The following is a 26,583-nucleotide window of genomic DNA, read 5'->3' on the forward strand; positions in this document are numbered from 1 at the left end:
TGTGGGGGTGTCGGTGGGGTGGGGTAGAACGGGGTGGTGGGGGAGGTTGGGAGGGTCGGTGTGGTGGGGGCGGGTGTGGGGTCGGTGCCGTTTGTTGGGCGGGGGGTGGAGTTGGGGCGGCTTTTGGGGGGTTTGGGGGGACTCTCGGGGGCTGTTGTTGTTGATGTCTCCGGTGACGCCGGGATTGGTAAGAGTCGGCTGCTCGCGGAGTTCGGGGCGTTGGCCCGGGCCCGGGGGGTGGGCGTTCTGCGGGGGCGGGCCGTCGAGGGGGAGCGGGGGCGGCCTTCTCCGGCGTTTCAGGTGTTTCTTGATGCCTTTGCCGACCTTGAGTCGTCCGAGTGGGCCGGCTCTCCGCCCGTTGAGATAGGTGTTCGCTCCGTTTCCGCCTTGCTGCGGAGCGTTTCCAGTAGTGGGCTCGTGCTCGTTCTCGACGATATGCACTGGGCCGACCCCGCCTCGCTCGAACTGCTCGACCACCTCGTACGGCATCCGGTGCCCGCCCCCCTTCTGCTCGTCGTCTCCCGGCGGGACCGGCAGTCTCCGCCCGCCCTCTCCTCGGCTCTCGCCCGTGGTGTCGACACGGGTGTCGTCACGCGGATCCCACTGGGACCGTTGGGGATCAGCGACTGTGTCGATGCGGTGGCCCCGGGGGTCTCGGTTGAGCTGGTTCGGGAGAATTTCGAGCTCAGCCGCGGTAACCCTTTCTATTTTCTGGGGCTTCTTCCGGAGCGGTCTGGGGCCGGTATCGCTCAGGCTCTGCTGCTCGATGAGCTCTCGCCTCTCTCGGCCCTGGAGCGTCGTGTCGTCGAAGCCGTCGCCGTGTTCGGCGATCACGCCACCACCGATCTGCTCGGCGCCGTCATCGGAGTCGACGACAGCACGCTCGTTGACGCGCTGCGAGAGGTCGTACGGCGGGATCTCGTACGGCCCGATCCGGGCGGGCACCGGCTGGAGTTGCGACATCCGCTGATGCGGGCGCTGGTCTGCGACAGCCTTGATCCGTGGCGGCGGCAGCGGCTGCACCGGCGGGCCGCCGCCGAGCTGGCCCTCGTCGGGGCCTCGGTCGTCGATCGGGCCTACCACGTGGAGCAGTTCCTTACGCGGTGGGACGCCGAGGCCGCCGCCGTGTTGATCGAGGCCGCCGAGCAGTCGGCGGTTGGTGCGCCCGCTCTTGCCTCGCGATGGCTGGACGCCGTGCTGGGCGTGCTGCCCGACGCGCCCGAGCACCTCGACACCCGCTGTGAGCTGATGCTCGCCCGCGCCCGTACGCTCGGCACGACCGGGGCCGTGAAGGAGAGCCGGGACCTGCTCCACCAACTGATCGGGCTGCGGCCCCCGGACCCGGACGGGCACGATCTGGTGCGGGCCTCCGCTCTCATCGAGTGCGCCTTCATGGAGCGTCACCTGGGGTGTTACCCGGAGGCCGGCGCCCTGCTCAACCGTGAGGTGGGCCGGTGCGCCGGGCCGTCGCAGGCCGGTCGGCGCACCGCGCTCGTCATCGAGTGGGGCAACCACGCGCTGTTCGCCACCCGCTTCCCCGATGCGCGGGAGGAGCTCGCCCTCGCCCTGGCCAGAGCCCGGGCGGTAGGTGACGAGCTCGGCGCCGCGGAGCTCCTGACCCTTTCCGCCATCGGCGAGGCGTACGAAGGGAACACCTCGGTCGCCCGTCGGCATGTCCACGACGCGGCCGCGCTCATCGACGTGCTGACCGACGGCGATCTCGTCGGCCAGTGCGAGTCTCTGGTCAGGCTGGCCTGGAGCGAGGTGTTCCTCGACGAGTTCGCCGACGCCGAGCGGCACACCCACCGCGGCGCCGACATCGCCCGGCGGACCGGCCGCCCCTTCGCGCTCTCGCAGCACCTGCTGTGCGCCGCGTACGCCCACGTCATGACCGGCCGGGTCACCACAGCCCTCGAACTCGCCGACGAGTCCGAGGCCGTCGCCCGCACCCTCGGCGGCAACGAACTCCTCGGCTTCACCCGCGCGCTCAGATCCATGATCCTCATGCACGCCCGCCCGCCCGGCGACCCCGCCGTACTGGCCGCCGCCGAGGAGGCCGTGGCCACCGTCGGCGCCGTGGAAGGCTGGTGGGCGACGCTGGCCCGATGCATGTCCGCCTACGCCGTGCTCGGCTCCGGCGACCCCCACCGTGTACGGGACGTACTGCTGCGCGCCGGCGGCGGCCCGGGCCTCCCTCGGCTCCAGCCCTCCGTACGGCCCAACTTCCTCGAACTGCTCGTCACCGCCGCCCTCGCCACCGGGGATGCCGCGGACGCGGAGCACTGGGCCCGGCAGGCCGTCGAAGAGGCCGCGCGGCTTGAACTGCCCACCCAACGCGGTGCCGCGCTGCGCTGCCTCGGCCTGATCGACGCCGCGCGCGGCGACCGTGACGCCGCCGCCCGGTCGTTCGGCGAGGCCGCGCGGGAGAGCGCGCGTTCCGGCGCGACCCTGCGCGAGGCCCACAGCCTCCTGCTCGGAGCCCCCTACCTGAAGGCCGCCGGAGACGGCCCCGGCGCCGCCGCCATGTGGCGCCGCGGTCGCCGGCTCGCCGACGAAGGCAGCGCGAAGCTCCTCGTCGGACTGGCCGATCACATACGCCCGGGTGTGCTGGGCGGCGCTGACGGAGGCGGAGCCGGGGCGGCCGGGCCCAGCGGTTCCGGCGACATCGCCGGCAGGCTCGCCACGCTCACCCCGCGCGAGCGTGAGATCTCCGAACTGGTCGCCGAAGGGCTCACCAACCAGGCCGTCGCCGGCCGGCTCTGCCTCAGCACCCGTACGGTCGAAAGCCACGTCGCCCGCGTGTACCGCAAGACCGGCGTACCGTCGCGCGCCGCGCTGGCCGCCCTCATGGCCCGTGGCGATAGCGACCGTCACCGTTCTCCGGCTACGGAATGAGGGCAGCTTCATTTCTCGTGTTTCGTTTCGCGCGTTATTCCTCGCTCGTTATTCCTCGCGCGGATACGTCGCGATCACCTTTCCTCCGGTGTCCGCCTTCAGATACCCGGAGCCGTACGCGTCGGACAGGTACACGCTCATTCCGGGGCCGGTGTCGAAGACCGTCGACGCCGCGTTCACCACGAGATACCGGTTGGTGGGGTGCTCGACCCCCAGGTCCCGCTGCGCCTTGCGCAGCAGCTCCGGCAGGGCGTCCCAGTCGAACGCGGACAGGTTCACCGGTACGGCGCCGGTCATGACCGTGCCGCCCGCGCCCTCGCGTACGGCGACGTCACCGCCCCGATAGCCGAACCGGTCGAACCGTTTCTCGCTGCCCTTGACGAGAGCCTCGGCGCTCACGTGTTCCGGGTACACGATCAGCCGGGTGACCTTCGTGCCGCCCATGACCGGTTTCAGTTTCCGGATCGCGGTACGGACCCCTTCCGGCGTCAGCAGGTCGGCCGGATTGGTCGGATTGGTTGGATTGGTCGTATGGGGGGACTCGGTCGGCTTGGCGGGCTGGTCGGCGGCCTTCTCGGGCGTAGCGAGCGTTTTCGGCTTTTCGGTGCTCGCCCTCGTCGCCGTCGCCGCTGCTTTCTCCGCCTCCGTAGAGCTCCCGCCCTTGAACGCGAGCAGCAAACCCCACAGCAGTACGCCGGTCAGTGTCACGCCCGCGACGGCCACGGCCGCCATCTTCGTACGGGTCTCGCGCACTTGCCGCCGCGCGTCGCCCGGAGGGAGCGGAGCCGACGGCGGCACCCCCAAGGTGCCGTCAGCCCTGCCTTCCTCGCTCTCCTCGCCGCTCGCCGCCGCCAGCATGGCGTCCAGCGCCTCGGCGTCCGGCCGCGCGTCCGGGTCGCGTACCAGTACGGAGACCAGCGCACCCGTGAGCGCCCCGGCCCGGCGCGGCGGCGGAACCTCGGCGTCCAGCACGGCGGCCAGGGTCGCGAGCGTGTTCTCCCGGCGCAGCGGGTGGTGGCCCTCCACCGCCGCGTACAGCATCAGGCCGAGCGACCACAGGTCGCCGGCGGGGCCGCCGGACTGGCCCCGTACGCGTTCGGGCGCCATGTAGTCGGGGGAGCCGATGACGGAGCCGGTCGCGGTGAGGGCGGTGGACTCGCGGAGGGCGGCGATGCCGAAGTCCGTGAGCACCGGGCGGCCGTCAGGGCGCAGCAGTACGTTGGCGGGCTTCACGTCGCGGTGCTCGATGCCGCCCGCGTGGGCGGCGCACAGCGCGGCCAGCACGCCGCGGCCGAGCCGGGCGGCGTCGGCGGGGGCCATGGGGCCCCGGTCCAGGCGGTCCTGGAGCGAGCCGCCGGTGACCAGCTCCATGACGAGCCATGGGTACGTGTCCTCGCCCGCGTCCACGATGTGGTGGATGGTCACCACGTTGGGGTGGTCGATCCGGGCGAGCGCCCGCGCCTCGCGCAGCACCCGGGCCCGTAGCGTACGGGCGCCCTCCGGGTCGGCGTCGGCGTACCCGGGGTCCGGCGGGCGCACCTCCTTCAGGGCCACATCGCGGTGGAGGGCCAGGTCGCGGGCGCGCCAGACCGTCCCCATGCCACCGCCGCCGAGCCGGTCCACCAGCTCGAAGCGGTCGTCGATCACACGTCTCGCCGCATTCACGGCGACCCCAGCGGTCGCAATGTTCCCAGCGCTCCCAGAGCGGTCACCGGTCCGGCCGGTCCTGCCGCGCGTTCACGATCAGCGCGTCGCACTCCTCGACGAGGCGGGCCAGCGAGCCGTCCGGATCGGCTACGGCATCGGCTCCGGCCTCGGCCCCGGGTGCGTCCTGTATAGCGCTACGGGCCCGGGCCGCCCGTTCGGCGGCGGCGTCGGCTCGGCCGAGGGCGAACTCCATGCGGGCGGTGAAGAGTTCGGCCCTCGCGTACTCGCCCAGCGCGCCCGCCCCGCAGGAGCGGAACACCTCGATCGCCCGCCCCATGTGGCCGATCGCCTCCTCGAACGCGGCGACGTTGACGGCGTACTGCTCGGGCGAGTCGTACGCCTCGTCCGGCGCGCCGTCGCTGCGCTCCAGGCACAACCGCGACACCTGCTCATGCGTGCGGCCGAGTTCGAGGCGCAGTTCGTCCGGTCCGGTGGCTGAGGGGTTCGGGGCGGCCTCTGACGTCCGTACGCCGTCCTCGTTCTCGTTGTTCCGGTCGTTCCGGTCGTTCCGGTCGTTCCGGTCGTTCCAGTTGTTTTCGTTGGTCTCGTTGTTCTCGTTCTCGTGCAGGGCCTGCCGCATGACCGCCTCGGCGGCCTCCTGCCCCTCGGCCCTCAGGGTCTCCCACGCGCGGGCGCGCATCGAGCGGACCGTGGCGCCGCCGTCGCCGAGTTCGCGCCACAGCCGCTCGGCGCGCTCGTACGCCTGCGCCGACTCCTGTGCCATTCCGGCCCGGCTGAGGGCTTCCGCGGCCTGGTGGCTCAGGATCGCGCAGTGGTGCTGGTCCTCCCAGCCCTTGGCGATGTCGGCGGCGAGGATGAACTGTTCGGCCGCCCGGCCCGGTTCGCCGCCTATGTGCCCGTAGGAGTGCCCGAGCCAGACGTACGCCTGGACCAGGTCGCTCTCATCGTGGCCCTCGGCGAGATCGGGGAGTACGGACTCCAGAATCGACGCGGCCTCGTGGTGGCGGCCGCTCTCGAAGTAGTGGCCGCCGAGGCGCAGCCGGGCGAGGGCGCCGAGGGTCGCGGTCTCGTCGGCGCGGTCCGCGAAGTGGGCGGCGTCGAGCAGGAGCGTCGCCCACTCGGCGTTGAGCGCGGGTGCGGTCGCGTCCGGGTCGGTCGACGGCCCCTCGTCTTCGGCGGGTTGAGCGCCCAGGGCCGCGACGGCTTCGGCCAGCGCGAGGCAGAGGCGGGACCGGTCGCCTGGTTCGAGCAGCGCCACCCGGTCCGGGTCGTCCAGCACGGCGCGTACGACGGCCACCGCCTCCTTGCACTCCCCCTGGGCGAGGTGCGCCTGGGCGAGCTGGACCTCGGCCGTGGTCGCGAACCAGGGGCGGCCGGATTCGTGGTGGCGGGCGACCGCCGTGCCGAGCAGCCCGACGGCGGCGGGCAGATCGCGCGGCGCGGTGAGGCGGCCGAGCAGCTCCGTGGCGCTGGCCAGGCGGGAGAGGGCGGAGGGATCGTCCTGGTGCCGCTCGGCGAAGGCGATCAGGCGCTCCAGTTCGGCGCTCACGTCCGCTGCCTCGGCCCCCGGGTCGAGCGCGGAGCCGACCAGCGCGGCCCGTATCCGGCAGCGGAACAAGTGCACCGCCAGCGTCTCGGCGGCGGTCGCCCGGCCCGCGGCGTGCAGGGCGTCGGACCGTGCGCCCAGCTCGCCGAGGAGGGCGAGCGTGTCGTTGTCCACCGTGAGGTCGGGGGAGCTGAGGAGGGCGCGGGCCCGTGCGACGACCGCCCTCCCGGGGCGTCCGGCCTGCTCGTGGAGGTCCGCGGCCTGCGTGAACAGGGCGTCCGCGGGGCCCTCTTCGGCCTCGGGCCTGCCCGCCGACCTGCCGACCTCCATGCCCGTGGCGTCGAGCAGGTCGGCGCGGTCGGCGGCGCTCAGCACCGCACCGTCGCGCTCGACGGCCGCCGCGGCCCGCCGCCAGGCGGCGCCGGCGAAGGGGTGCGCCGACTCGGCGAGCCGCCGGGCCTTCTCGATCAGTTCTTCGGTCGATTCCGCGGCCTGTTCCGCGGTCGGTTCTATGGCCTGTTCCACGGTCAGTTGCGCGGTCGGTTCCGCAGCGGTCCCCTGCTGCCCGCCGCCCGTGGCCTCGCCATGACGAGCCCCCGAGCCCACGCCCGTACCGGCCCCAGACCCGACCCCAAACCCGGTCCCAGAGACAGCCCCGGCGACGACCCCAGACCCGACCCCGGCTCCGACCCCGCCCCCCAGAGCAGCCGTCCGCACCCCCAGCACCAGTCCGTCGACCAGCGGTTCCGCCGCCATCTGCGCCCGGATCAGGCCGGATACGCGCGTGTTGCCGTTACGGGCGTCGAAGCGCGCCGCGTGGGCGAGGGCGCCCTCGGTCGCGTGGGCCAGCAGGGCGGCGGCCGTCCACCGCGTGCCGGGCGGGCCCGGTACGGGACGGTCGCCGTGGCCGAGTTCGACCAGGCGGCGCATGAGGAGTGCGGCGCAGGCCAGCCACTGCATGTGCGGCTCGACATCGCCGCGCAGTTCCCAGCGCGGCGTCTGCTCCGCGAGGATCTCCAGGCCGCGCGGCTCGTTCCCGGTCAGCGCGCAGAACTCCACGTGCGAGGCGACGGCGCCGGCCAGCGCGTCCTCCGAGCGCGCGAGGCGGTATCCCCGCAGGTGGTGGGAGCGGGCCTCGTCCAGGCGGCCGAGGCGCACCAGCGGCAGCAGGGAACGGGCGAGGGTCCGGTGGGGTTCCGTCAGGCAGTCCTCGGTGCCGTGGGTCACCGGCCGCCACGCCTCGACGCCCGCCGCGTCGTTCCCGTACTCCACCTCCCACGCCCCCTGTGTGCGCAGCTCGCAGGCGTGGCAGTCGGACATCCCGTCGCGGTCGGCGGCCAGCATGGCGGCCAGGGCGCGGTCGCCCCGTGCGCGGTCGCCCACGTGCTGGGCGATGTCCAGTTCGCGGGAGTGGACGGGCCGTTCGGAGTGGCCGGCGATCCGGTAGCGGCGCCGCATCTCCGTGAGCCACTGCTCGATCGAGGCGAGCGGGATCTGGGGCTGGGCGAGCGCGTCCCCGGTGACCCACTTGAACATCCAGAACAGCTGGTGGGTGTCGTCCTCGTCGAAGTCCGCGGGGTTCTCGTCCCACATGCGCAGCAGCCGCGCGAAGGGCACGAACATCTTGTCGCACTCGGCGCTGGTGCTGTACGCGATGGTCAGCTGGACCAGGGCCTCGACGAGCAGCGGCCGGTGTCCGGTGGCCTCCGCCTCGGCGGTGAGCTCCGCGGCTCGGGCGTTGCGCGCGGGGCCGAAGGGCTCGTCGTCGAGTTCGAAGATGTCGAAGCGGATGTCTTCGGGCGAGCGGGCGGCGGTCATCGGGTCTCTCCGGTGGTGCGGGGGGTCGGGTCGGCGGGCGCGGCGGGACGTACCGCCCGGTCGAGCAGGCCGAGGAAGGCGCGGTTGAGCAGGGCCGATTCCGCTGGGCGCAGCGGGCGCATGGAGGTGAGCAGCGCCTGCCCGTAGAGCGCCTCGATCGCGGTGGCGGCGAGTTCGGGGTCGGAGGCGGCGGCCATGCGGTGCACGAGCGGGCTGAGGTGGTTGAGGACCAGCCGGGCGCGCGGCCGGCTGCCGCGCAGCGAGCCGAGGATGCCGGCCCACAGTCCGTCGGCGGCCTCCGCCTCCTCGGCCCGCGACCGTTCGTGGCGTGCCTCGCGGTCGTCCAGGTGGAGGGCGGGGACGGTGACGGGCTGGTACGCGCGGAGCACCACGTCGCAGCCGAGCGGGTCGAGGGCGGCCCGCGCGGCGGCCAGGAAGGGGGCCAGCGCCAGTTCCGCGTCCGGGGCGACGGCGTCCAGGTGCGCGGTGACGGTGTCGGGGTCGAGCTCGGCCACCGCCGTGCCGGGGCGGGCAGCGGGCAGCAGTTCGACGAGTTCGGCGTCGTACGTGTAGCCGCCGTTGACGACGCCGATGCCCTGGGCGGCGGCGATGGCGGCGACCTGGTGGTACTCCTGCGTGCCGCGGGTGAAGTGGACCACCGGGTGGCGGCGGGCGAACTCCTCCAGGGACATCTGCCCCTCGGTGGTCTCGAAGGGCAGCCACGGCAGCATCAGTTGGAACATCTCCGCGTCGTGCCGCGCCAGCGACTTGACGCCGAGGTGGTGTACGGACAGGAACTGCCCGAGGCGCTGCGGCTCGCCCGCCGCCAGCTCCGCCAGCCAGCCCCGGATGCGGTCGCCGAGCACCTCGCGGACTGCGGCGAGGGTGTCGTCCTCGTAGAGGTTCTCGCGCGAGGCGGTGGGCCGCAGGCTGTCGGAGTCCAGTACGCAGCGCACGAAGAACGCCCAGTCCGGCAGGAGTTCGTCCGCGCGCTCGGTCAGCAGCATGCCCTTGAGGTGTACGCGGTGGGCGCCGCGCTGCGCCGGGCTGACGGCCGAGGGCAGTACGTACGCCACGCCGCGCAGCCCGGCCAGCGGCACGTCCAGCTCGATGGCGTCGAGCGGGGTGAAGCCGAAGGTCTCGTGGCAGTGCTGGGCGAGCGCGGTCCGGCGGGCGGCGGGGCCGGAGTGCGCGCGTTCCCACACGGCGGGGCGCTCGGACACCGGCCGGTCCCCGACGCGTACGTCGTAGGGGAGCAACGCCCCGTAGTGCCGGGCGAGTTCGTTGACACGCTCCTCGGTCAGCCACTCCTCCGCGCCGGGGCGCGCGATGAGGCAGACGGTCGTGCCCGGCTCGGTACGGGCGTCCTGCGGCAGCGCACGTACGGTGTACGAACCGTCGTCGCGGGCGCGCCACTCGACGGGCGGCGCGCTGCGGTCGCGGGCGGAACGGCTGACGACGCGGATCTCCTCGGCCACGACGAAGCAGGCGAGCAGCCCGATGCCGAACTGGCCGAGGAACTCGGCGCGGGCGCTCTCCAGGCCGTCCCGCTTGGAGCTGCGGCCGATCGTCGCCAGCAGGTTGTGCATCTCGGCCTCGGTGAGGCCGATGCCGCTGTCCTCTACGCGCAGGGTGGCGGCGTTGCCTTCACCCCCCGGTAGGAGGTGGACGGTGGCGGGGGCGTCCGGGTCCACGGCGCGGCGCGCGGTGATGGCGTCGACGCCGTTCTGCAGCAGTTCGCGCAGGTAGACCTTGGGGCTGGAGTAGAGGTGGTGCGAGAGAAGGTCGACCAGTCCACGCAGGTCGACCTGGAACGTGTGTGACATGCGCTGAGTGCTTTCGGGGCGGGGGCAGGACAGGTACGAAGGGGGGAATGGGGAGGGGCCGCGGGGGTTACCAGGGCAGGCGGTTCCACGGGCTGTCGTCGCGGTTGAGCAGCTCGTCCGCGGCCCGCGAGAACTTCTCACCGTCGTCGTTGATCCGCTCCTGGTCGTAGCGCTTCCCCTGGAGCTGCCAGAAGGCGCGGCCCGTCAGGAACCCCTCGTTGAACTCCGCCCAGGACGCGTACGAGGGCCGGACCAGGTCCACGGCCTGGGCGATCATCGACCACGCCTCGGCGGGCTCGATGAAACCGGCGTCCACGAAGATCCGGCTGACGTGCACCACGCGCGCGGTGTCCCAGGCGAGGACGGACCGCGGCAGCGGGCCCGACGGCTGCCCGTACGCCCAGATGTAGCCGTAGTACAAGGTGCAGTTGGTGTAGGAGCGCTGCACCGAGGAGGGGTCGAGGCCGTGGCGCTCGGCGAGCGCGGGCAGTTCGCTGGTGGCGCGGTCGTTCGCTGCCTTGAGTTCCGCGCGGCGCCGGCCCGGTGCCACTTCGAGGTACTGGTCGAGGTACGGGAGGATCAGCCCGTACGTGCTCTGGTGGCCGCCGCCGAGGAGATAGCGGTACGTCTCACGGGCCGTCTCGGCGTCGTCCGTGTCCCACGCGCCCTTGGCCAGCTTGGCGGCCGTCTTGGGGTCGGCCTCCATGGTGAGGGCGTTGATCGGCAGGTGCCCTTCGATCGCGTAGGCCGCTCCCAGGGCGAGCCCGCGGTCCTGCTCGCGGGTGAGTGCCGGGGCCCCGTCCAGGGTGTTGTACGTGAAAGAGAACATGTTCTTGAACGAGTCCAGCAGGCCCATGTGCGTTCCTAGATCGGAGTGGGGGCGCGGGGGCCGCCGCCGACTCGTGCGGCTGCGCAGCGCCGCGTGTGCCGGGACGAGCCTGGCAAAAGCGCAGGTCGGGCACATCCGTAGAACTACGCAATCCACTACGCAATCCGCGATCTTCTTGCGCAGGCGTCGACACGCAGGCGTCGACACGCAGGCGCCGATGCGCTGGCGCGTCGACGCGCAGGCCGCCGAAGTCCAGTCGCGTTCCGGTGGCCGGCCGGCCGGTCCGCTCAGGCGGCGGCCGAGCAGGCGTGGTGGTGGGCGGGGAAGTCGAAGTAGGTGTGCGGGTAGGGCTCATCGGCGAGGGTGAAGTGCCACCATTCGGTGGGCAGGTTACGAAAGCCGGCCCAGGTCATCGCATGGTGCAGCACCTGTCGGGCGGCGCGGGCGGCAGGGGCGATCCGGCGGCTGTCGGTGTGGGACAGCGGGTCGAAGAAGTCGAACGAGGTGCCCAGGTCCATCGGCGCGCCGTCGGGGCCGGTGAGGGTGACGTCGACGGTGCTGCCACGGCTGTGCCCGGAGCGGCAGTGGATGTAGTGGGGCCCGAACAGTTCCTGCTTGGCCACTCGCGGGTAGTACGCGGCCTTCGTCGCCTGGTCCTTCAGGTCGGCGGCCCAGCGGCGCATATGGTCCACGGCGCGCTGCGGCCGGTAGGCGTCCAGCACGGTCAGTCCGTACCCGTTGCGCTTGAGCAGCGCACCGGCCTGGCTCAGTGCCTGCGCGGCCGGCAGGGTGAGCAGGCAGTCGCCGTACTCGTAGCCGTCCAGCGGCGTGCCCACGAAGTTGTCGCCGCTCGCGTAGCGCAGGTCCTGGCCGATGCCGGGGTCGAAAGCGGACAGGGCGACGAAACCGGGGTGGGGGGACACGGGATTCTCCTCGCAGGACGGTGCGGTGCGCGGCCGGGGCCTCGCAGGGCGGGTGCGGTGCGGTGTGCGGCCGGGGCCTCGCAGGACGGTGCGGTGCGGTGTGCGGCCGGGGCCTCGCAGGACGGTGCGGTGCGGTGTGGTGCGCGGCCAGGGCCTCCTCGTCGGGGCGGGGCCGGTCGGCTGATGTGCGATCGTTCTCCACCCTCAGGGGCGCGTGCGGCAGGCCGAGCGCGCGCGTGTATCAGCCGCGGCGCAATGCGGCCGTCGCCTTGCGCGGTGAGTGATACACGTGTGAGGTCCGGCCGCCGCCTGGGCCGTCCAGGCTGAACGCTGTGAACGATCCATCCCTCTGCCCACTGCTGCAGGTGGACCTCGACGCGATCGCGGCCAATACCCGTCAGCTCAGCGCACTGACCACCGCGGGACTGCTGGCCGTGGTGAAGGCCGACGCCTTTGGGCACGGCGTTACGGAAGTGGCCCGCACCGCGCTGGATCACGGGGCCGTCTTCCTCGGGACCGCCACCCTCCAGGAGGCGCTCGCCGTGCGCGGGAGCGGCATCGACGCCCCGCTTCTGTGCTGGCTCACCGGCCCCTTCACCGACTTCGGCCCGGCCGTGCGGGCACGCGTGGACGTTGCGGCGCCCACCGTGCGGCACCTCGACGCGGTCGCCGCCGCCGCGCGTGCCACGGGCCGTCGTGCCCGCGTCCACCTGCACGCGGATGTCGGGATGGCACGCGACGGCGCACCGGCCGAACTGTGGGGCGTACTGTGCCGGCACGCCGCACGCCTGGAACGGGCGGGACTCATCGAGACCGCCGGCGTCATGGGCCACCTCGGCTGCGCCGACGACCCCGCCGACCCGCACACCGGCGATGGCCTCACCCGCTTCCGCCGAGCCGTCGCCCAGGCCCGCCGAGCCGGCCTGCGTCCCGTCTACCGGCATCTCGCCGCCACCGCGGCCCTGATGACCTCCCCCGACACCCACCAGAACCTGGTGCGGATCGGGGCCGGCCTGTACGGCATCGGCCCCAGCGGTACCGACGTGCCGCTGCGGCCCGCGACGACGCTGACCGCGCCCGTCACCACCGTCCGCGACGTGCCCGCCCGCACCCCGGTCGGCTACCACCATGGCCACATCACCGACCGGCCCACCCGCCTGGCCCTGCTGCCCCTGGGTTACGGCGACGGGCTGCCCCGCGCGGCCCAGGGCCGCGCCCAGGTCCTGGTGCGCGGTCGGCTACGGCCGGTGGTGGGCGAGTTCTCGATGGACCAGATCGTCGTCGACGTCGGTGACGCGGGCGTCGAACCCGGCGAGAGCGTCACCCTGCTCGGACCCGGCCGGCGCGGCGAACCCACCCTCGGCCACTGGGCCGCCTGGGCCCGCACTCTGCCGCACGAGATCTGCACCGCTCTCGGCCGAGCCGCCCGTATCGAGCGCCGCCACCTGCCCGCCCAAGCCCGCCCCGCGCACCACCTGGAGATCCCCGCATGAGCGCCACCACCGCACGCCCGCTCACCACCGCGCGCCCGCTCACCGTCGCCGTCATCGGCGGCGGCCAGAACTGCGAGCACGACGTCTCCCTGGCCACCGCCGCCGCCATCCGCGACGCCCTGCCCGCCCCCTGCACCCCCCTGGCCCTGACCATCGGCCCCGACGGCGCCTGGCGCGGCCCCGACGACCAGCCCCTTCCCGGCGGCCTCGCCGACGCACTCGCCCTGCTGGCCACCTGCGACCTCGTCTTCCCCGCCGTCCACGGCCCCCGCGGCGAAGACGGCACCCTCGCCGCCCTGTGCGACCTGGCCGGCCTGCCCTACGTCGGATCCGGCGTCCGCGCCGGCGCCCTGGCCATGGACAAGGCGACCACCAAACTCATCGCGCAGAACCTGGGCATACCCGTGGCACGCTCCGCCCCGGCCACCTCGGCGGACACCACCGCGCCGCTGCCCCTGCCCGTCGTCGTCAAGCCCGCCGCCGCCGGCTCCAGCCACGGCGTCACCCGCGTCGACACCCCCGGCGACTACTCGGCGGCCCTCGCCGCCGCACTCGCCCTGGACAGCCGCGTCCTGGTCGAGGAACACATCGACGGACGCGAAATCGACATCGCCGTCCTGCGCCGCGCCGACCAGTCCCTCTTCATCAGCCCGCCCCTGGAAATCGTCACCGAGGGCCGCCTGTTCGACACCACCCTCAAGTACGACGGAACAGCCGCGTTCCGTATCCCCGCACCCCTCAGCCGCGCCGAACACGACACGCTCACCCGCCACGCCACGCGCCTCTTCCACACCCTGGGCTGCGCCGGCACCGCACGCTTCGACTTCTTCCTCACGTCCAGCGGCTTCGTCCTCAACGAGGTGAACACCACGCCCGGCCTGACCACGCACTCCCAGGTCCCCAAGATGTTCGCCGCCGCCGGCCTCGACTACCCCCGCCTGCTGACCGAACTCATCGACAGCGCCCTGGCCGTCCACGCCACGCCCTGATACGCGGTGGGCGCGGATCGAGCCGTTGCCGCCGGACCGGATACCGAGGCGGGGTGGCCGGTGGCGGGACCATCGTGAGGTGATCGACGCGCCTCGCTCCTGATGCGGGCGTGACATCTGAAGCAACTCCTGGCGGAGGGCGGCGGATGAGGGCGGCGGACAGGTGCCGGCGGACGGTGCTCAGTCGTCGATGGCGACGGGGTGCATCTTCATGTCGGCGTTGCCCGGGTCGGCGAGCTTCAGCGCCTCCGCAGGCCACTCCAGGGAGACGCTGTGGGTCCCGTTCGGCGGCGTGACGATGAGGTTGGTCGGCTGCGCGAGGCTGTCGCCGCTGTGGTCGACCTCGTAGGAGATGTTGAAGGTGGCGGTGTCGCCGGGCTGCAGGTTGGTGACGCGGGGCTGGTTGTCGGCACGTTCGATGGGGGCGGAGGTGCCGTCGGCGTCCTTGAGGTCGGCGCCCGCGAAGCCCGTGGCGGAGCAGGTGCTCCCGCCCTTGTTGGTCATCTTGACGGTGACGTCGCCCGTGTTCTCGTCGGGCGAGGAGTCCACGGCCGATATGACCAGGTCGTCCGTACGGCAGGACTCGAACGTGCTGTCGCCCTTCGAGGCGCCGCCCGCGGAACCGGCACGGGAGGAGGCGCCGCCGTCGTCGGAACCCGACTTCGCGCTGTCCGCCCGGGCGCCGTTGCCCTTCAGCCCGGACGAGTCCGAGACGCCGGCCCCGACGGCCGCGTTCGCGTCCGTGTGGCTCGCGGCCTTCGAGGCGCCGCCGTCCGAACCGGAGCAGGCGGTCAGCGAGAGCCCGGCGGTCGCGATCAGAGCCGCGACGGCAACGCGCAGGGTGCGACGACGAACGGTGCGAACAGTGGTGCTGGAGCTCATTTCGGTTTCCCCCTGGGGAAGTCGGTGTCGGTCTCTCCTCCGTACGACAACCACTCTGTCCACCCCCGCTACCGCCGGACTGCCGCTCCGCTAACGCCGAGCTAACCGGCCGGCTTTCTCCCGCGAGCACCCGAAATCGAACCCGGTAACGCCCCTCCCGGACCGCGGGACCGCGGGACCGTGGAACCGTGGAGGGGCCGCTCGCCGCCCAGATGACGGGTCATCCTTCTGGGCGACGCAGGGGGCGTCGACACGCTTCGCCGGATTCGGAACCACATGCTGGTGCGGCGATGAGCGATGGGCGCCTCTTCGAAACGGGCCTCAGCCTCGGTACGGGCCTCAGCCTCGGTACGGTCCTCAGCCTCGGTACGGGCCTCGGCCTCGGTCCCGGCCGCCGAGCGGCGCCCTCCACTGCCCTCTCCCTCGTGTCGGCTCCTCGGACCGGACGGGGGAGGTAGCGTTTGTCTAATTGCCGTGTACACAGGGGGAGTTGATATGACGGGTATTGAGGTGGCTGTCGGGGTTCTGTTCGCCTGGGCGGTGCAGAAGGCCAGGCGGGTGGCCGGGCGGGCCGACGCGGAGGTCGACAGGGCGCTGGACGCGGCAATGGACGAACTCCATGACCTGGTGAGTACGAGGCTGGGCGAGCAGCCCGCGCTACGGGAGTTGACCGCCGCGGCCGAGGAGCAGGCCGAGGCTGCCGGGGCGAGCGGGGCCACCGAACCCAGCGGCCCCGTCCGGCAGCGGATGCAGCGCGTACTGGCGGACGTGGCCGAGCACGACGCCGGATTCGCCGCGGCCCTGGAGCGCGCCGTCCGGCAGGTGCAGGACGCCCGCGACCGTACGACCGGCCAGGCGACGGCGGGAGGCGTCGGAAGCGTGGCCGTCCACGGGACGGTGAACGTTACCGCCGAGGCCGGCGGCGCGGCCGCCGTGACCATGGGGAACGTGACGCTGGGAAACCCTCCGCAGCCGGGCCCGCAGCATGGCTGAGCGCGCCCGGCGTTCCCCGAGCCACCCGAGCCGAACAGGCTCCTGAGGTAGCCCGCGCCGCTTACCCGCACGCCGCGGGCGGGAGCGTCGCCCACGCCACGCACGGCGGAGTGGCGGTCGGCCACGCCGACCAGGTCTCCTACGTCCGCAAGCCGCACCGCGGGCGCGTCCTGCTGGCCGTGGTGCCCGTCATCGCGGCGGGCGGAGCGGTCCTGGCCGTCACTCTCGTGCCGCACCAGCCCGCCACCGGCGACCGGCCATCGGCACGGGGAACAGCATCCGCCTCCGTCGCGGCCTCCCCCTCCCGGCCGGCGTCCGCGGCGCCCCCGTCCAAGGGCACGTCATCCGCCTCGCCCGCCCCACCCGACGTGGCCGACGTCGACGCACCCGCGCCCGCACCGGGCCCCCACGGTCCCGGAAGCCGGGCACCGGTCCTTCCGCGGTCCCCCGAGCCGACGGCACCGCGCCCCACCACCGGGGGAGGCTCGCACGCGCACCCCAAACCGGCGCCCCTCTCCCCGAACTCCCGCTCCCAGCTGGAGAACGCCAAGACCGGCCAGTGCGTCGCCGGCGCCGGCACCTTCCTCTCCATCGGCACCTGCGACGCCGGTTACGCCTACGCCTGGACACTGCGTTCCACCGGAGGCAACACCTTCGAACTGGTCAACCGCGCCAGCGGCTCCTGCCTGACGGCGCCCCCGGGCAACGACTACCAGGCAAGCCTCACCAACTGCACCTCCGGCAACATCCATTGGCGGACCGACACCACCTCTGCGGCAGGCCAGACCCTCAAAAGCGTCGAGACCGACCACTGCCTGAAGATCGACTCACCACCTTTCTCCGGCACCTTGGTGATGGTGACCACCTGCAACAGCGACGACCGCAAACAACTGTGGAGAGGCAGCCGGACGGGCTAGCAGCGGGAGGGGAGGGGGCTGGGCTGCTGTCGGTCTGCTGACTGCGGCCCGGGTTTGTGGCTGGGGTCAGGGAAGGCTCGCTGCGCTTTGCCGCTGGTTGCTGCCGCGATGGGGCGTGGCGAGTTCGTCGGGTGTGGGTGGTCTTTGGCCGGGGTCTGTGATCGCTGCCGCGTGGGGCGGCATTGTGCTCGGTTGGGTGCGGGTTTCGTCTCGGGCCCTTCGGACCCAAGGCGCTAGCAGCGGCGGGGGAGGGGGCGGGGCTGGTCGCGGTTCGCTGTCTGCGGGCGGGGTTTGTGGCTGGGGTCAGGGAGGCTCGCTGCGCTTCACCGCTGGTTGCTGCCGCGAAGTGGCCATGGTGAGTTGGCTGGGTGCGGGTGTGGGGGCGGTTCGGGCCTGTGATCCACGGCAGTGGGGAGTGGGATGCGGCGCGCTGCGCTGCGCCTTGGGGGTGGTTGGCGTTCGGGAGTGGGTTTCCGCTCGTTGGGCGGGGCTTCTGGGTGCGGGAACCCTCTTCTGACGGTCAATGTGCCCGATATGCCGGGCCTGTGAAGTTGATTGGGCAACAGGTCGGACTTACCGTCCGATTCCGCGTCCGATAAGGCGCTTTTGTCGGATGGAAACTCCGACCTGTTAGCCATTCAACCTTCCAGGCCGGGCATATCGGGCACGTGGGCGTTGGAAGAGGGTTTCCACACCCCAGCCCCCTGCCCTACGTGCGGAAACCCTCCTCGGACAGCAACCCCGCCCAGGCGCAGCGCAGCGAGCCGCACTCCTCTCCTTACTGCCGTGGATCACAGGCCCGAGCCATGAACCCACCCGCGTCCGAAGGTCTCACCACGCCCCCATCGCGGCAGCAACCAGCGGTGAAGCGCAGCGAGCCTCCCTGACCCCAGCCACACCCCCGCCCGCAGTCAGCAAACCGACAGCGGCCCGGCCCCCTCCCCTCCCGCTGGTGGCGCCTTGGACCCGGAGGGTCCGAGACGATGCGCGCACCTACCCACCCCCAATACCGCCCCACCTGGCAGTGATCACAGGCCCCAGGTCCAAGACCACCCGCAGCCGTCAACCCCGCCCCAGCCACATCGCGGCAGCAACCAGCGGCAAAGCGCAGCGAGCTTCTCTGGCCTCAGCCACACCCCCGCCCGCAGTCAGCAAACCGACAGCGGCCCGGCCCCCTCCCCTGCCGCTGCTAGCGCACTGGGCCCGCAGGGCCCGAGACGAAACTGGCACCCGCCCACGTCGAATGCCGCCCCGCGCGGCAGCACCCCACCGTCGGCCGAAGAACCCACCTCAGGCCCCGGCTCGCCCCCTGCCACTCCATCCCCATCGCAGCAGCAGTCAGCGGCGCAGCGCCTCGGGGCTTCTCCAGGCCCGCCTGTTTGGTGCACGGGGCGGCCCTTTTGTCCCTGGCGGGGGATGGCGCTGTACGGGACGGTGGGCCCGGCACACCGCACTCCACCCAGGCCGCCTCTTTCGGGCGTGCATGATCTGCGGATCACCGGACCCGGACCCGGACCCGCCCGCGGTGACATACGCCAGATCTCTCGGCTGTTCACCATCGGCCGTTGCCGGCCGGGCCGGGGAGCCGCCCTTTCTCGTCCAGGCCGTTCCGGGCCGCCGGGACGGTCTTCACCCGCAGGAGTCCCTGTGCGTACCGACACCGCTCCAGCGAACAGAACCCGGCTACCGCGCAGCCATGCCCTACGCCGCCTCGCGGCCCTGCTCAGCGGGCTGCTGCTCGCCCTGTCCGGGACGCTGGCCATCGCCCCGGCTGCCGCCGCCGGCCCCGACGTCGTCGACATCGTGCTGTTCGGGCCGGTCGATTCAGCCGATCCGGTGCAGGCCGGCACCAGCTACACCTACGACTACGCCGTGACCGGAGCGAACTCCGAAGCCTTCGGCGTGACCTCCTCCGTCACCCTGTCCGGGGCTTCGGCCACCATCACCGGCGTCACCACCACCGGCGGCAGCTGCACCTTCACCGCGACCACCGTCACCTGCAACCACGGCACCGTCGCCCTCGACGACTTCGCCACGACCCACGTCACGGTCCTGCCCAACGCCGCGGGCACCGTGACCGCGAACGTGACCGGCTCCGCCTCGGACGCTGCCGACGTCAACGGTTCCCAGTCCACCACCATCACCGCGCCCGCCGCCGCCGACATCGCCGTCGACGTCACCGCGCAGCCGCACCTGGGCATCCTGGTGCCCTACCTCACCTACACGTTGAAGGCGCACAACAACGGTCCCGCCGCGGTCACTTCGGCCACCGTCACCGCGAGCCTCCCGCCGGGCGCCGGAGCCACGAACCCGTCGGCCGGCTGCACCGCCAGCAGCGGAACAGTGACCTGCACCTACGGCGCGATCGCGAACGGCGCCGACAGCGCCAAGTCGTTCCGCCTCCCGCTCAACCTGCTCTCTCTCGGGCAGGTCTCGGTCACCGGTGTCCGCACCGCCTCCGCCCCGAGCGACAACAACGCGGCCAACGACAGCGACACAGCCACCTGCACCGTCATCTCCGTCATCCTCGCCACCTGCCCGTAGCCCGCTGCCCCTCGGCCTGGCGGCCCGGCGGTCCCATCGCCGGGCCACCGGGCCGTTCCTCCCGTCCCTCCCGCGAACGTCGGCCCCCAGCGGGCCGGGCGACCCCGAACTGGCAATGAAGCTGACCAACGGCAAAAGCACGCCCATAGCCAGGGGCTTGCAGCTCATCGGGGCAACCGCTCTGCGTCGTCAGGGCGGGGAGCGGGAGCCGCAACGACTCGTACGAATCGGTTCGTTCCGTACCGCAGCCCGAGCAGCGGCGTATGCCGTGGCCCTTGGCCCGCCACCGGCTTGCGTGGTCGCACGACGGGGGTGCGTACCCAAATGCCGTTGCCGTGCGGCGTGTTGGCTTCATGGCTCTGTCTGCGGTGATACCGGGTGGCCCTGGGCCTCGTGCCGCGTCAGGAGTACGCGGCAGTCCAGGGCCGCGCTGGGGTCGCGCTCTTTCTCCGCCCTGGCGAGTTTCTCCGTCATGGACTGGCAGTAATCGCAGGTGGGGCAGTTCTCCGCCGTCACGCCGTAGCCTCTCTCGTGGCCGAGCCCGTGCCGTGGTCGTAGCCGACCTACGGGCAGGGGGAGTTACGCCGCCCCGGGCATGGGTGCCGCGACTGCGAGTCCGGGTTGGCGACGCATGGTGACCGTAGCGCTACAGCTGTCGTACGGCAAGTATGCTACGTGACAGATATGCCAATTCGGATATGACAAGAGCCCCTCGCCATTGAGGCTGAGGGGCTCAGTCGCTGGTCAGCGACGTGTCAACCGGCGAAGTGGTCGAACTTCCCAGCCTGAACACCCTTGATGAGGGCGGCAAATTTGCTACGACTCGTGCTCGTCCGTGCGTTCGGGGTGTCACTCTCGCGGATAATTATGGTGCCGCCCTGCTCCGCGATCTCGACGCAGTTCTCGCCCCCTGCGCCGGAGAAGGAAGACTTCTGCCACTTCAGTTCCATGCTTGGATTTCTCACAGTTCTCGCGCGATGTGATGGATTAGCTGCCTTGATTCTGTTGCGTCGAGCGAGGCAGCTTCTGCTGTGTCGAGCAGTGCCCGGTATTTCTTGAGTTCGGCGTCGGCGTCCAGGAAACGTCCTCCCAGTGCACTGTCGATCTGGACGGTGTCGAGCTGCGGAACGACACCGCCGGCGTACAGGACTGGTTGCGTGGCTTCAATGAAGCTTTCGCATGTGAAGGGGATGACGCGGATCGTGACGCTGGGCCACTCCGAGACCTCCATGAGGTATTCGAGCTGCGACCTCGCCACCTTGCGTCCGCCGAAACGCATGCGCAGCGCGGCCTCGTGGATGACCGCCTCGAATCGTGGCGGGTCTTGTCGATCGAAGACGCTCCGGCGTCGCATCCGGTGCTCGACGCGCACGTCTGCCTCGTTGGAGGGGAGGGCGGGGACGTGGCCGGAATAGATGGCGCGGGCGTATTCCTCGGTCTGGAATATGCCGGGCAGGGTGACGGACTGCATGGAGCGCATGAAGGTCGCGTGGTGTTCAAGCTCCGCGATATCGAGGAATCCCGGAGCGAGCAGTCCGCGGTACTCGTCCCACCAGAATTGGCCGCGATGTTCGCGCGCTATGGCGCAGAGTGCGTCGATCAATCCCGTGTCGTCGCACGAGTAGAAGGTGGCCAACCGGCGGATGCGTTCCTCGGAAACGCCGATCCTGCCGGATTCGGTGTGGCTGATCTTCGCTTGATCGGTCGACAGCAAACCGGCCGCCTCGCGTGCTGCTCTGCCCGCGCTCTCGCGCAGCTTCCGCAGCTCGGCACCCAAACGCGCCTGACGTGCGGTCGGGTTGTCCCTCGCTGGCATGTCACCTTCCCCTGTCTGGTCAGAGTGTCCCGCGTAACGGTGCCATGGTCCACCCGTTCGCACTAGCAGCGTCCGCCTACTTGCTACGTAGCATGTATGCCACTAGCTTTCAGGCAGCACAGCGCCCCATGTCGGTAAGACCGCAGTGCAGCAGCTCGGGCATGCCCGCAGGCGTGCCCGAGTAGGCCAGTCCACGGCGGCAAGCAGCGCGTGCTACAGACGCGTTGGGAGACGTAGCCATGAGCCTTGTACCCCGCAACCGCCACCCGGAAGTTCCGCAACGCCAGTCGTTCCGCGTCAGCCTGCCGAGCGGCGTCCTGGCCCCGAAGATCGCCCGGACGCTCGTATCCGATCTGCTGGTCCTGACCGATCACGGCTGTCTCGCCGACCCCGCCCAACTGCTCGTCAGCGAGATCGTCACGAACGTGCACATGCACACCGGCACGCCCGTCGTGCACGTCGACGTGGCCGTGCGGTTCGCCCGGATTCGCGTGGCCGTGTGGGACGACGCGCCCTACGTACGGCCGCAGTTGCAGGAGGAGCGGGATGGCGACGAGCGGGGGCGCGGGCTGCACCTCGTGCACGCGCTCGCGTCGCACTGGGGCGTGACGTGGCCCCGTAGAGACGAGCAATCGATCGCCAAACACGTGTGGTTCGCGCTCGACCACGACGACCGGGAGGAGATCGCGGCGAGCGCAGCCGCTGCGGCTCCCCTGAAGGCGTGCCCCATGCCGCCGGTGTGAAGCGCGTCGTCCGCGACCTCGGCCCGGCGACGGGCGCACGGCACTGTAGGGAGCCCACGGCGGAGGTACAGCCTCAGCGCGACGTTCGGGCCTGCTCGGGTTCGGGGGTGGGGGCTCCGTCCGTCCGGTGCCGCGAGGGCCCGTCCCCCGTGGCCGGGACTGGGCGGACCGGCCACCAGACGGCGCGGCCGAGGAGCGCGGCGAGGGCGGGGACCAGTACGAGTGAGAGGACGAGTGCGGAGAGCAGGATGCCGAGCGTCATCGCGAAGGCGATCTGTTCGTTGCCCGGGGTCGTGGCGAGGGTGGCGAAGGAGGCGGCGAGGACCAGCCCGGCCGTCGCGATGGCCGGTGTCGTGTGCCGTACCGCGCGGGCCACGGCGGCGCGGGCCGGGCCGGGTCGCCGCATCTCCTCGCGGATGCGGTCGCTGATCAGGATGTTGTAGTCGGTGCCCAACGCGACGACGAAGAGGAACAGCACTAGGGGGAGGGTGAAGTTGACGCCGGGTTCGCCGAGGCCGTGCTGGAACAGCAGGGTGGCGGCGCCGAGGGTGGCGGCGAAGCCGAGTCCGACGGAGAGCATGAGGATCACCGGTGCGAGCAGGCTGCGCAGGAGCAGCAGCAGGATGAGGGCGATCAGCGCGGCCGCGACCGGGAAGACGGTCTTCAGGTCGTGGTCGACGGCGGTCGAGACGTCCGCGAAGACCGCCGCCGTGCCGCCCACGTGGGCCGTCGTCCCGGCGGGCGTGTGCTGGGCGACCGTGGCCCGGATCGGTCCGGAGGCCAGGTCGCGGGCCCGCTGGGTCTGTGGGTCGGCGGTCGGGTAGACGTCGATCCGGGCGGCGTGATGGTCCTTGTTCAGTACGGTCCGCGCGACTTGGCCCACGCCCTTGACCTGGGCGAGCGCGTGGGAGAGGCCGTCGAGCCGGCCGGTGGTGAGGACGCCGCCGCCGTCGGCGGTGACGTAGACGCTCGTCGGGTCCGAGACGCCGGCCGGCAGCGTGCGGGAGATCTCGGCGGCGGTGGCGGCGGAGGGGGTTCCGTCGCCGGAGTCGCCCTGCCCGTAGTCCATGCGGAGGCCGACCAGACCGGCCCCGAGCGCGGCGAGCAGCGCGATGGAGGCGGCCAGCATCGTCAGCGGCCGTCGGCCGATCAGCGCGCCGAAGCGGGCGGCACGGCCCTCGCCCGGCTCGTGGCGAAGGGTCCGGGACGGCCAGAACATCTTGCGCCCGCAGGCCGCGAGCAGCGCGGGCATCAGGGTGAGGCTGCCGGCCAGCATCACCAGGACGGCTACGGCGATGGCGGGGCCCATCGAGCGGAACTGCCCGAAGGTCGCCACGCCCAGCGTCGCGAACGCGGCCACGATGGTCAGCGCCGCCGAGGCGATCGCGGTGCCCACCCGGGCGGAAACCTGCTCGGCCGCCTCGCGGGCGGGCTGCTCGGGCCGGGCCCGTAGCTGCTCGCGGAAGCGGAACAGCAGGAACAGCAGGTAGTCGATGCCGATGCCGAGCAGCACCACCGTGATCAGGTTCGGGGTGCCCGCGTCGAGTTTCCGGCCGGTGAGCATCGCGGCGCCCGCGACGGCCCCTCCCGCCACGCCGCCGATGAAGGCGACCGCGAGCAGCGGCAGCAGGGCGGCCAGCACGCTGCGGAACGCCAGCACGTTCAGCAGGATGATGAGCCCCATGATGAGGGCGCTGCCGACCTTGGCGGCGATCTCGTGGGCGTCGGTGGTGTCGACGGTGTCGGCGAGGCCGCCGGTGAACCCGGTGCGCATCCCCGCCTCGGCGAACTGCGTCCGGGCGGAGTCCCGGAAGGCCCGGTAGACGCCCTGGACGCCCTCATCCGTGGGGGTGCCGGTCAGCTGGACGGAGAGCAGTTCGAAACTCCGGTCGGGCGCCGTCATGGCGGGGGCGACGCGGGGCGTCTGGGAGCGGTCCGGGAGCAGGAACGCGGGCTTGTCGTCATCCCTGGGCATGACGACCCGGCGCTTCGCGAGCTTCGCCGCCTCCGCCTCGATCCTCTTCTGGTCGGCGGCGCCGAGGGCCTTGCCGTCGGAACGGGCGACCAGCACCGTCACCGTGGTGGCGTCGGGGTCCGCCCCGAACCGCTCCTCGGCGACGCGCAGCGCGGCGGCCGAGTCGTAGCTCTGGGGCAGGAAGTCCCCGGTCCGGCTCTGGGTGACACGGGACATCAGGCCCGGGGCCAGAGCGCTGAGCGCTACCCCCAGCACCACCCAGATGACGATGACCTTCCACGGGTGCTTGGTGGAGTACCTGGTCAGGGCGCGGATCATGCTGTCCTCCGGCGGACGGGCTCGAAAAGGATGGGGCGTGGGGGAGGGGAGTGGGGTGTCGGCCGGGTGTTTCCGGACGGACTCCAGCCCATCACCGAGAGGGGCCCCGAGCGTCGTGGCAGCGGATGATCCGGACCGGGGGACCTGGGTCCTTTTCCGCCGGTGACCAGGAGCCTGGTCCTGGTCCTGTTCGTATGAACCGCTGCCGCTCCCGGCCGCTGTGCAACCCTGTTCAGGGGGCCGGGAGGCCGTACACAGAGGAAACGACATGCCCAGGAGCCGTCACACCGGTCCCGCCGACGCCCAGGATCAGGATCAGCCGCGCATCGGCGGCGCCGAACCGCCGTGGTCGCGCAACGACGCGCTCGTGGCGGCCGGGGCCTGCGCGATGAACCTGCTCAGCTACGTGTTCTTCGACGCCCCCGGCGGCCGGAACGAAGTGAGCGTGCTCGGCTTCGTCCTCGTGGCGCTGGGGGCCCTGCCGCTGCTCGCGCGGCGCCGCCGCCCGGTGGCGACGCTCGCCGCCGTCTTGGCGCTCGACGCGACGGCCGCCCTGACCGTGCCGCTGCCCAGCCACTTCGGCGCCGTCCTGGTGGTCGCCGTGTACCAGGTCGCCCGGGACCGTTCCGGCCGGGTCACGGCGGTCGCGGCCGTCGCGACGGTGGCGGTGACGCTGCTGAGCCAGAGCGGGGGCCGGGTCCCGCCCTGGCAGGAGGTGATCACCCCGCCCCTCTCCACCGCGATCGTCATCGCCACGGGCCTGGCGGTCAAGCGCTGGCAGCGGGAGGTGGCGGCCAACCGCAGGCTCCTCGCCGATCGCGCGGTGGCCGATGAACGCCGCCGCATCGCACGGGAGTTGCACGACATCGTGGCCCACCACATCACCACCATGCAGCTGATGGCGGGCGGCGCGCGGGCCAACCTCGCCGAGCCGGAGGTGGTCCGGGACGCGCTGGTCACCCTGGAGTCCTCCGGGCGGCTCGCGCTGCGCGAGATGCGCCAGCTCCTCGACGTACTGCGGGCCGGCGACGAACCGGAGGCCGCGCCGTCGCCGCCCCAGCCGGGCGCCGACGACCTCGACCGGCTGGTGGACGAGTCCCGGCTCGCGGGGCTGCCGACCGAGTTCGGCGTCCATGGGCAGCGGCGGCCCTTGCCGCCTACCGTCGGCCTTACCGTGTTCAGGATCGTCCAGGAGGCGCTCACCAACACCCGCAAGTACGCGGGGGGCGCCCGTGCGTCCGTACAGCTGACGTACCGTCAGGACGGGGTCGCCGTCGAGGTACGGGACGACGGCGGGGGCGCGCCGCCGCAGGAAGGGTCGTCGGCCGCGGGACCGGGCGGTTACGGCCTGATCGGCATGCGCGAACGCGTCGCCCTGCACGGCGGCACTCTCGCCGTCGGCCCGCTGCCCGGTGGGGGATTCGCGGTTGTGGCCGAGCTGCCGCTGCCCATGGATGAGGCGGCGGATGCTGCCGATGCGGGCGAGGCGGCGGAGACTGTCGATGCGGGCGAGGCAGTCGGAGCAGAGGACGCGGCTGAGGCAGCCGAAGCAGAGGACGCGGCTGAGGTCGCCGTCCAGAACGAGGGAGCGCGCCGATGAACGGGGTCCAGGACGGGACCGCGCCGCCGAGGATCAGGGTGCTGATCGTGGACGACCAGCCGCTGGTCCGGCGCGGTCTCTCGCTGATCCTCTCCCCCGACCCGGCCTTCGAGGTGGTGGGCGAGGCCGAGGACGGCGCGCGGGCCGTCGCTCTCGCCCACGAGCTGAACCCCGACGTCGTGGTGATGGACGTACGGATGCCCGTACTCGACGGCGTCGGCGCGACCGAGGAACTGGCCGCCACCTTGCCCGGCTGCCGCGTCCTGGCCCTCAGCACCTTCGACCTCGACGAGTACGTCGTGGGCGCCCTGCGCGCCGGAGCCTATGGGTTTCTGCCCAAGGACAGCTCCCCGGAGGACCTGAGCGCGGCGATCCGCACCGTCCACGCGGGCGAGGCCGTCGTCGCGCCGCGCCTGCTCACCCGGCTGATCGCCGCCTACGTGCGCGCGCCACGCGACGCGCGGCCGGTCCCCGCTGCCCGAGGCGGACAAGTCGGCCGGAGCGAACTCACCGCCCGCGAGGTCGAGGTGTGGCGCCTGATGGCCACCGGACTCGACAACACCGGGATCTCCCGCGACCTGGGCATCAGCCTCTCGACCGTCAAGAACTACATCACCAGCATCTTCGACAAGCTCGCCGTCCGCGACCGCGCCCAGGCGGTCATCGCGGCCTATGAAACGGGCCTGGTCACCGCCGGTGTCACGGCCGAAGACCCGTCCGGCGGCGACGGGTCCGCCGGATAGCGGGAGGTCAGGGAGGTCAGGGAGGTCAGTTCGAAAGAGGTCCGGCTTCGCCGGAGGCAGCATCA

The 26,583-nt window shown here is 72.1% G+C and carries 19 protein-coding genes; 9 read left to right on the forward strand and 10 right to left on the reverse strand.

The genetic code is table 11. From position 1 onward, the window contains the following. Window positions 1-84 precede the first annotated feature (84 nt). On the forward strand, window positions 85-2,895 hold the full coding sequence (locus AB0I22_RS10350; protein ID WP_363130271.1) for an AAA family ATPase: 2,811 nt from the start codon (window positions 85-87) through the stop codon (window positions 2,893-2,895). A 48-nt stretch (window positions 2,896-2,943) separates the two neighbouring features. On the opposite strand, the gene AB0I22_RS10355 is transcribed toward AB0I22_RS10350, so the two are convergent. From AB0I22_RS10355 to AB0I22_RS10375, 5 genes are all read right to left on the reverse strand, one after another. Then, entirely contained in the window at window positions 2,944-4,542 is a 1,599-nt protein-coding gene (locus AB0I22_RS10355; RefSeq protein ID WP_363130272.1) for a serine/threonine-protein kinase, read from the reverse strand. A 61-nt stretch (window positions 4,543-4,603) separates the two neighbouring features. After that, window positions 4,604-7,927: a tetratricopeptide repeat protein gene (locus tag AB0I22_RS10360; protein WP_363130273.1), complete on the reverse strand. Its 3,324-nt coding sequence runs from the start codon at window positions 7,925-7,927 to the stop codon at window positions 4,604-4,606. Further along, window positions 7,924-9,753: an HSP90 family protein gene (locus AB0I22_RS10365; RefSeq protein ID WP_363130274.1), complete on the reverse strand. Its 1,830-nt coding sequence runs from the start codon at window positions 9,751-9,753 to the stop codon at window positions 7,924-7,926. Before AB0I22_RS10365 ends, AB0I22_RS10360 begins: the two co-directional genes overlap by 4 nt. Window positions 9,754-9,820: 67 nt before the next feature. Further along, complete coding sequence (locus AB0I22_RS10370) at window positions 9,821-10,609, reverse strand: DUF1266 domain-containing protein (protein WP_363130275.1); 789 nt, start codon at window positions 10,607-10,609, stop codon at window positions 9,821-9,823. 260 nt (window positions 10,610-10,869) lie between these two features. After that, on the reverse strand, window positions 10,870-11,505 hold the full coding sequence (locus tag AB0I22_RS10375) for a M15 family metallopeptidase (protein ID WP_363130276.1): 636 nt from the start codon (window positions 11,503-11,505) through the stop codon (window positions 10,870-10,872). 332 nt (window positions 11,506-11,837) lie between these two features. Between AB0I22_RS10375 and alr the strand changes: the two genes are divergently transcribed. Continuing rightward, the gene (alr, locus tag AB0I22_RS10380; protein ID WP_363130277.1) at window positions 11,838-12,998 is read left to right on the forward strand and encodes an alanine racemase; all 1,161 of its coding nucleotides are present in this window, start codon (window positions 11,838-11,840) and stop codon (window positions 12,996-12,998) included. Next, on the forward strand, window positions 12,995-13,987 hold the full coding sequence (locus AB0I22_RS10385; protein WP_363130278.1) for a D-alanine--D-alanine ligase: 993 nt from the start codon (window positions 12,995-12,997) through the stop codon (window positions 13,985-13,987). The genes alr and AB0I22_RS10385 overlap by 4 nt, the downstream gene beginning before the upstream one ends. Before the next feature lie 180 nt (window positions 13,988-14,167). Here AB0I22_RS10385 and AB0I22_RS10390 read toward each other — a convergent pair whose 3' ends face one another. Next, window positions 14,168-14,869, reverse strand: coding sequence for a DUF4232 domain-containing protein (locus AB0I22_RS10390; RefSeq protein ID WP_363130279.1), 702 nt, complete (start codon window positions 14,867-14,869; stop codon window positions 14,168-14,170). Window positions 14,870-15,364: 495 nt separating this feature from the next. Between AB0I22_RS10390 and AB0I22_RS10395 the strand changes: the two genes are divergently transcribed. From AB0I22_RS10395 to AB0I22_RS10405, 3 genes are all read left to right on the forward strand, one after another. Further along, window positions 15,365-15,862: a hypothetical protein gene (locus AB0I22_RS10395; RefSeq protein WP_363130280.1), complete on the forward strand. Its 498-nt coding sequence runs from the start codon at window positions 15,365-15,367 to the stop codon at window positions 15,860-15,862. A gap of 110 nt (window positions 15,863-15,972) precedes the next feature. Next, window positions 15,973-16,779 carry an RICIN domain-containing protein gene (locus AB0I22_RS10400; RefSeq protein ID WP_363130281.1) on the forward strand — a complete coding sequence of 269 codons (807 nt, stop codon included), beginning with the start codon at window positions 15,973-15,975 and terminating at the stop codon, window positions 16,777-16,779. Window positions 16,780-18,426: 1,647 nt separating this feature from the next. After that, complete coding sequence (locus AB0I22_RS10405) at window positions 18,427-19,323, forward strand: hypothetical protein (RefSeq protein WP_363130282.1); 897 nt, start codon at window positions 18,427-18,429, stop codon at window positions 19,321-19,323. Here AB0I22_RS10405 and AB0I22_RS10410 read toward each other — a convergent pair. From AB0I22_RS10410 to AB0I22_RS10420, 3 genes are all read right to left on the reverse strand, one after another. Then, window positions 19,301-19,678: a DUF6255 family natural product biosynthesis protein gene (locus tag AB0I22_RS10410; RefSeq protein ID WP_363130283.1), complete on the reverse strand. Its 378-nt coding sequence runs from the start codon at window positions 19,676-19,678 to the stop codon at window positions 19,301-19,303. The genes AB0I22_RS10405 and AB0I22_RS10410 overlap by 23 nt on opposite strands. Window positions 19,679-20,078: 400 nt before the next feature. Then, a complete protein-coding gene (locus AB0I22_RS10415) occupies window positions 20,079-20,273 on the reverse strand; it encodes a DUF397 domain-containing protein (protein ID WP_363130284.1) in 195 nt (64 codons plus the stop codon). Window positions 20,274-20,284: 11 nt separating this feature from the next. Further along, window positions 20,285-21,139: a helix-turn-helix transcriptional regulator gene (locus AB0I22_RS10420; RefSeq protein WP_363130285.1), complete on the reverse strand. Its 855-nt coding sequence runs from the start codon at window positions 21,137-21,139 to the stop codon at window positions 20,285-20,287. Between the two features lie 239 nt (window positions 21,140-21,378). Here AB0I22_RS10420 and AB0I22_RS10425 point away from each other — a divergent pair, with 239 nt between their 5' ends. Next, window positions 21,379-21,882, forward strand: a complete 504-nt coding sequence (locus tag AB0I22_RS10425) for an ATP-binding protein (protein ID WP_363130287.1) — start codon at window positions 21,379-21,381, stop codon at window positions 21,880-21,882. Between the two features lie 73 nt (window positions 21,883-21,955). Here the strand turns inward: AB0I22_RS10425 and AB0I22_RS10430 are convergent, their stop codons facing one another. Continuing rightward, a complete protein-coding gene (locus AB0I22_RS10430) occupies window positions 21,956-24,175 on the reverse strand; it encodes an MMPL family transporter (protein WP_363130288.1) in 2,220 nt (739 codons plus the stop codon). 268 nt (window positions 24,176-24,443) lie between these two features. Between AB0I22_RS10430 and AB0I22_RS10435 the strand changes: the two genes are divergently transcribed. Together AB0I22_RS10435 and AB0I22_RS10440 are read left to right on the forward strand one after the other, a co-directional pair. Then, window positions 24,444-25,775, forward strand: a complete 1,332-nt coding sequence (locus AB0I22_RS10435; protein ID WP_363130289.1) for a sensor histidine kinase — start codon at window positions 24,444-24,446, stop codon at window positions 25,773-25,775. Next, window positions 25,772-26,518, forward strand: a complete 747-nt coding sequence (locus tag AB0I22_RS10440; RefSeq protein ID WP_363130290.1) for a response regulator transcription factor — start codon at window positions 25,772-25,774, stop codon at window positions 26,516-26,518. The genes AB0I22_RS10435 and AB0I22_RS10440 overlap by 4 nt, the downstream gene beginning before the upstream one ends. Window positions 26,519-26,583: the final 65 nt, after the last annotated feature.

It is taken from the genome of Streptomyces sp. NPDC050610 (assembly GCF_040654875.1).
Classification (GTDB): Bacteria; Actinomycetota; Actinomycetes; order Streptomycetales; family Streptomycetaceae; genus Streptomyces.

Bases quoted from the DNA above. Each gene is read 5' to 3' on its own strand.
- AB0I22_RS10440 (WP_363130290.1), top strand. From the start codon at position 25,772: ATGAACGGGGTCCAGGACGGGACCGCGCCGCCGAGGATCAGGGTGCTG.
- AB0I22_RS10360 (WP_363130273.1), bottom strand. From the start codon at position 7,927: ATGACCGCCGCCCGCTCGCCCGAAGACATCCGCTTCGACATCTTCGAA.
- AB0I22_RS10390 (WP_363130279.1), bottom strand. From the start codon at position 14,869: ATGAGCTCCAGCACCACTGTTCGCACCGTTCGTCGTCGCACCCTGCGC.
- AB0I22_RS10410 (WP_363130283.1), bottom strand. From the start codon at position 19,678: ATGAAGCCAACACGCCGCACGGCAACGGCATTTGGGTACGCACCCCCG.
- AB0I22_RS10420 (WP_363130285.1), bottom strand. From the start codon at position 21,139: ATGCCAGCGAGGGACAACCCGACCGCACGTCAGGCGCGTTTGGGTGCC.
- AB0I22_RS10385 (WP_363130278.1), top strand. From the start codon at position 12,995: ATGAGCGCCACCACCGCACGCCCGCTCACCACCGCGCGCCCGCTCACC.
- AB0I22_RS10430 (WP_363130288.1), bottom strand. From the start codon at position 24,175: ATGATCCGCGCCCTGACCAGGTACTCCACCAAGCACCCGTGGAAGGTC.
- AB0I22_RS10415 (WP_363130284.1), bottom strand. From the start codon at position 20,273: ATGGAACTGAAGTGGCAGAAGTCTTCCTTCTCCGGCGCAGGGGGCGAG.
- AB0I22_RS10425 (WP_363130287.1), top strand. From the start codon at position 21,379: ATGAGCCTTGTACCCCGCAACCGCCACCCGGAAGTTCCGCAACGCCAG.
- AB0I22_RS10370 (WP_363130275.1), bottom strand. From the start codon at position 10,609: ATGGGCCTGCTGGACTCGTTCAAGAACATGTTCTCTTTCACGTACAAC.
- AB0I22_RS10395 (WP_363130280.1), top strand. From the start codon at position 15,365: ATGACGGGTATTGAGGTGGCTGTCGGGGTTCTGTTCGCCTGGGCGGTG.
- AB0I22_RS10365 (WP_363130274.1), bottom strand. From the start codon at position 9,753: ATGTCACACACGTTCCAGGTCGACCTGCGTGGACTGGTCGACCTTCTC.
- AB0I22_RS10435 (WP_363130289.1), top strand. From the start codon at position 24,444: ATGCCCAGGAGCCGTCACACCGGTCCCGCCGACGCCCAGGATCAGGAT.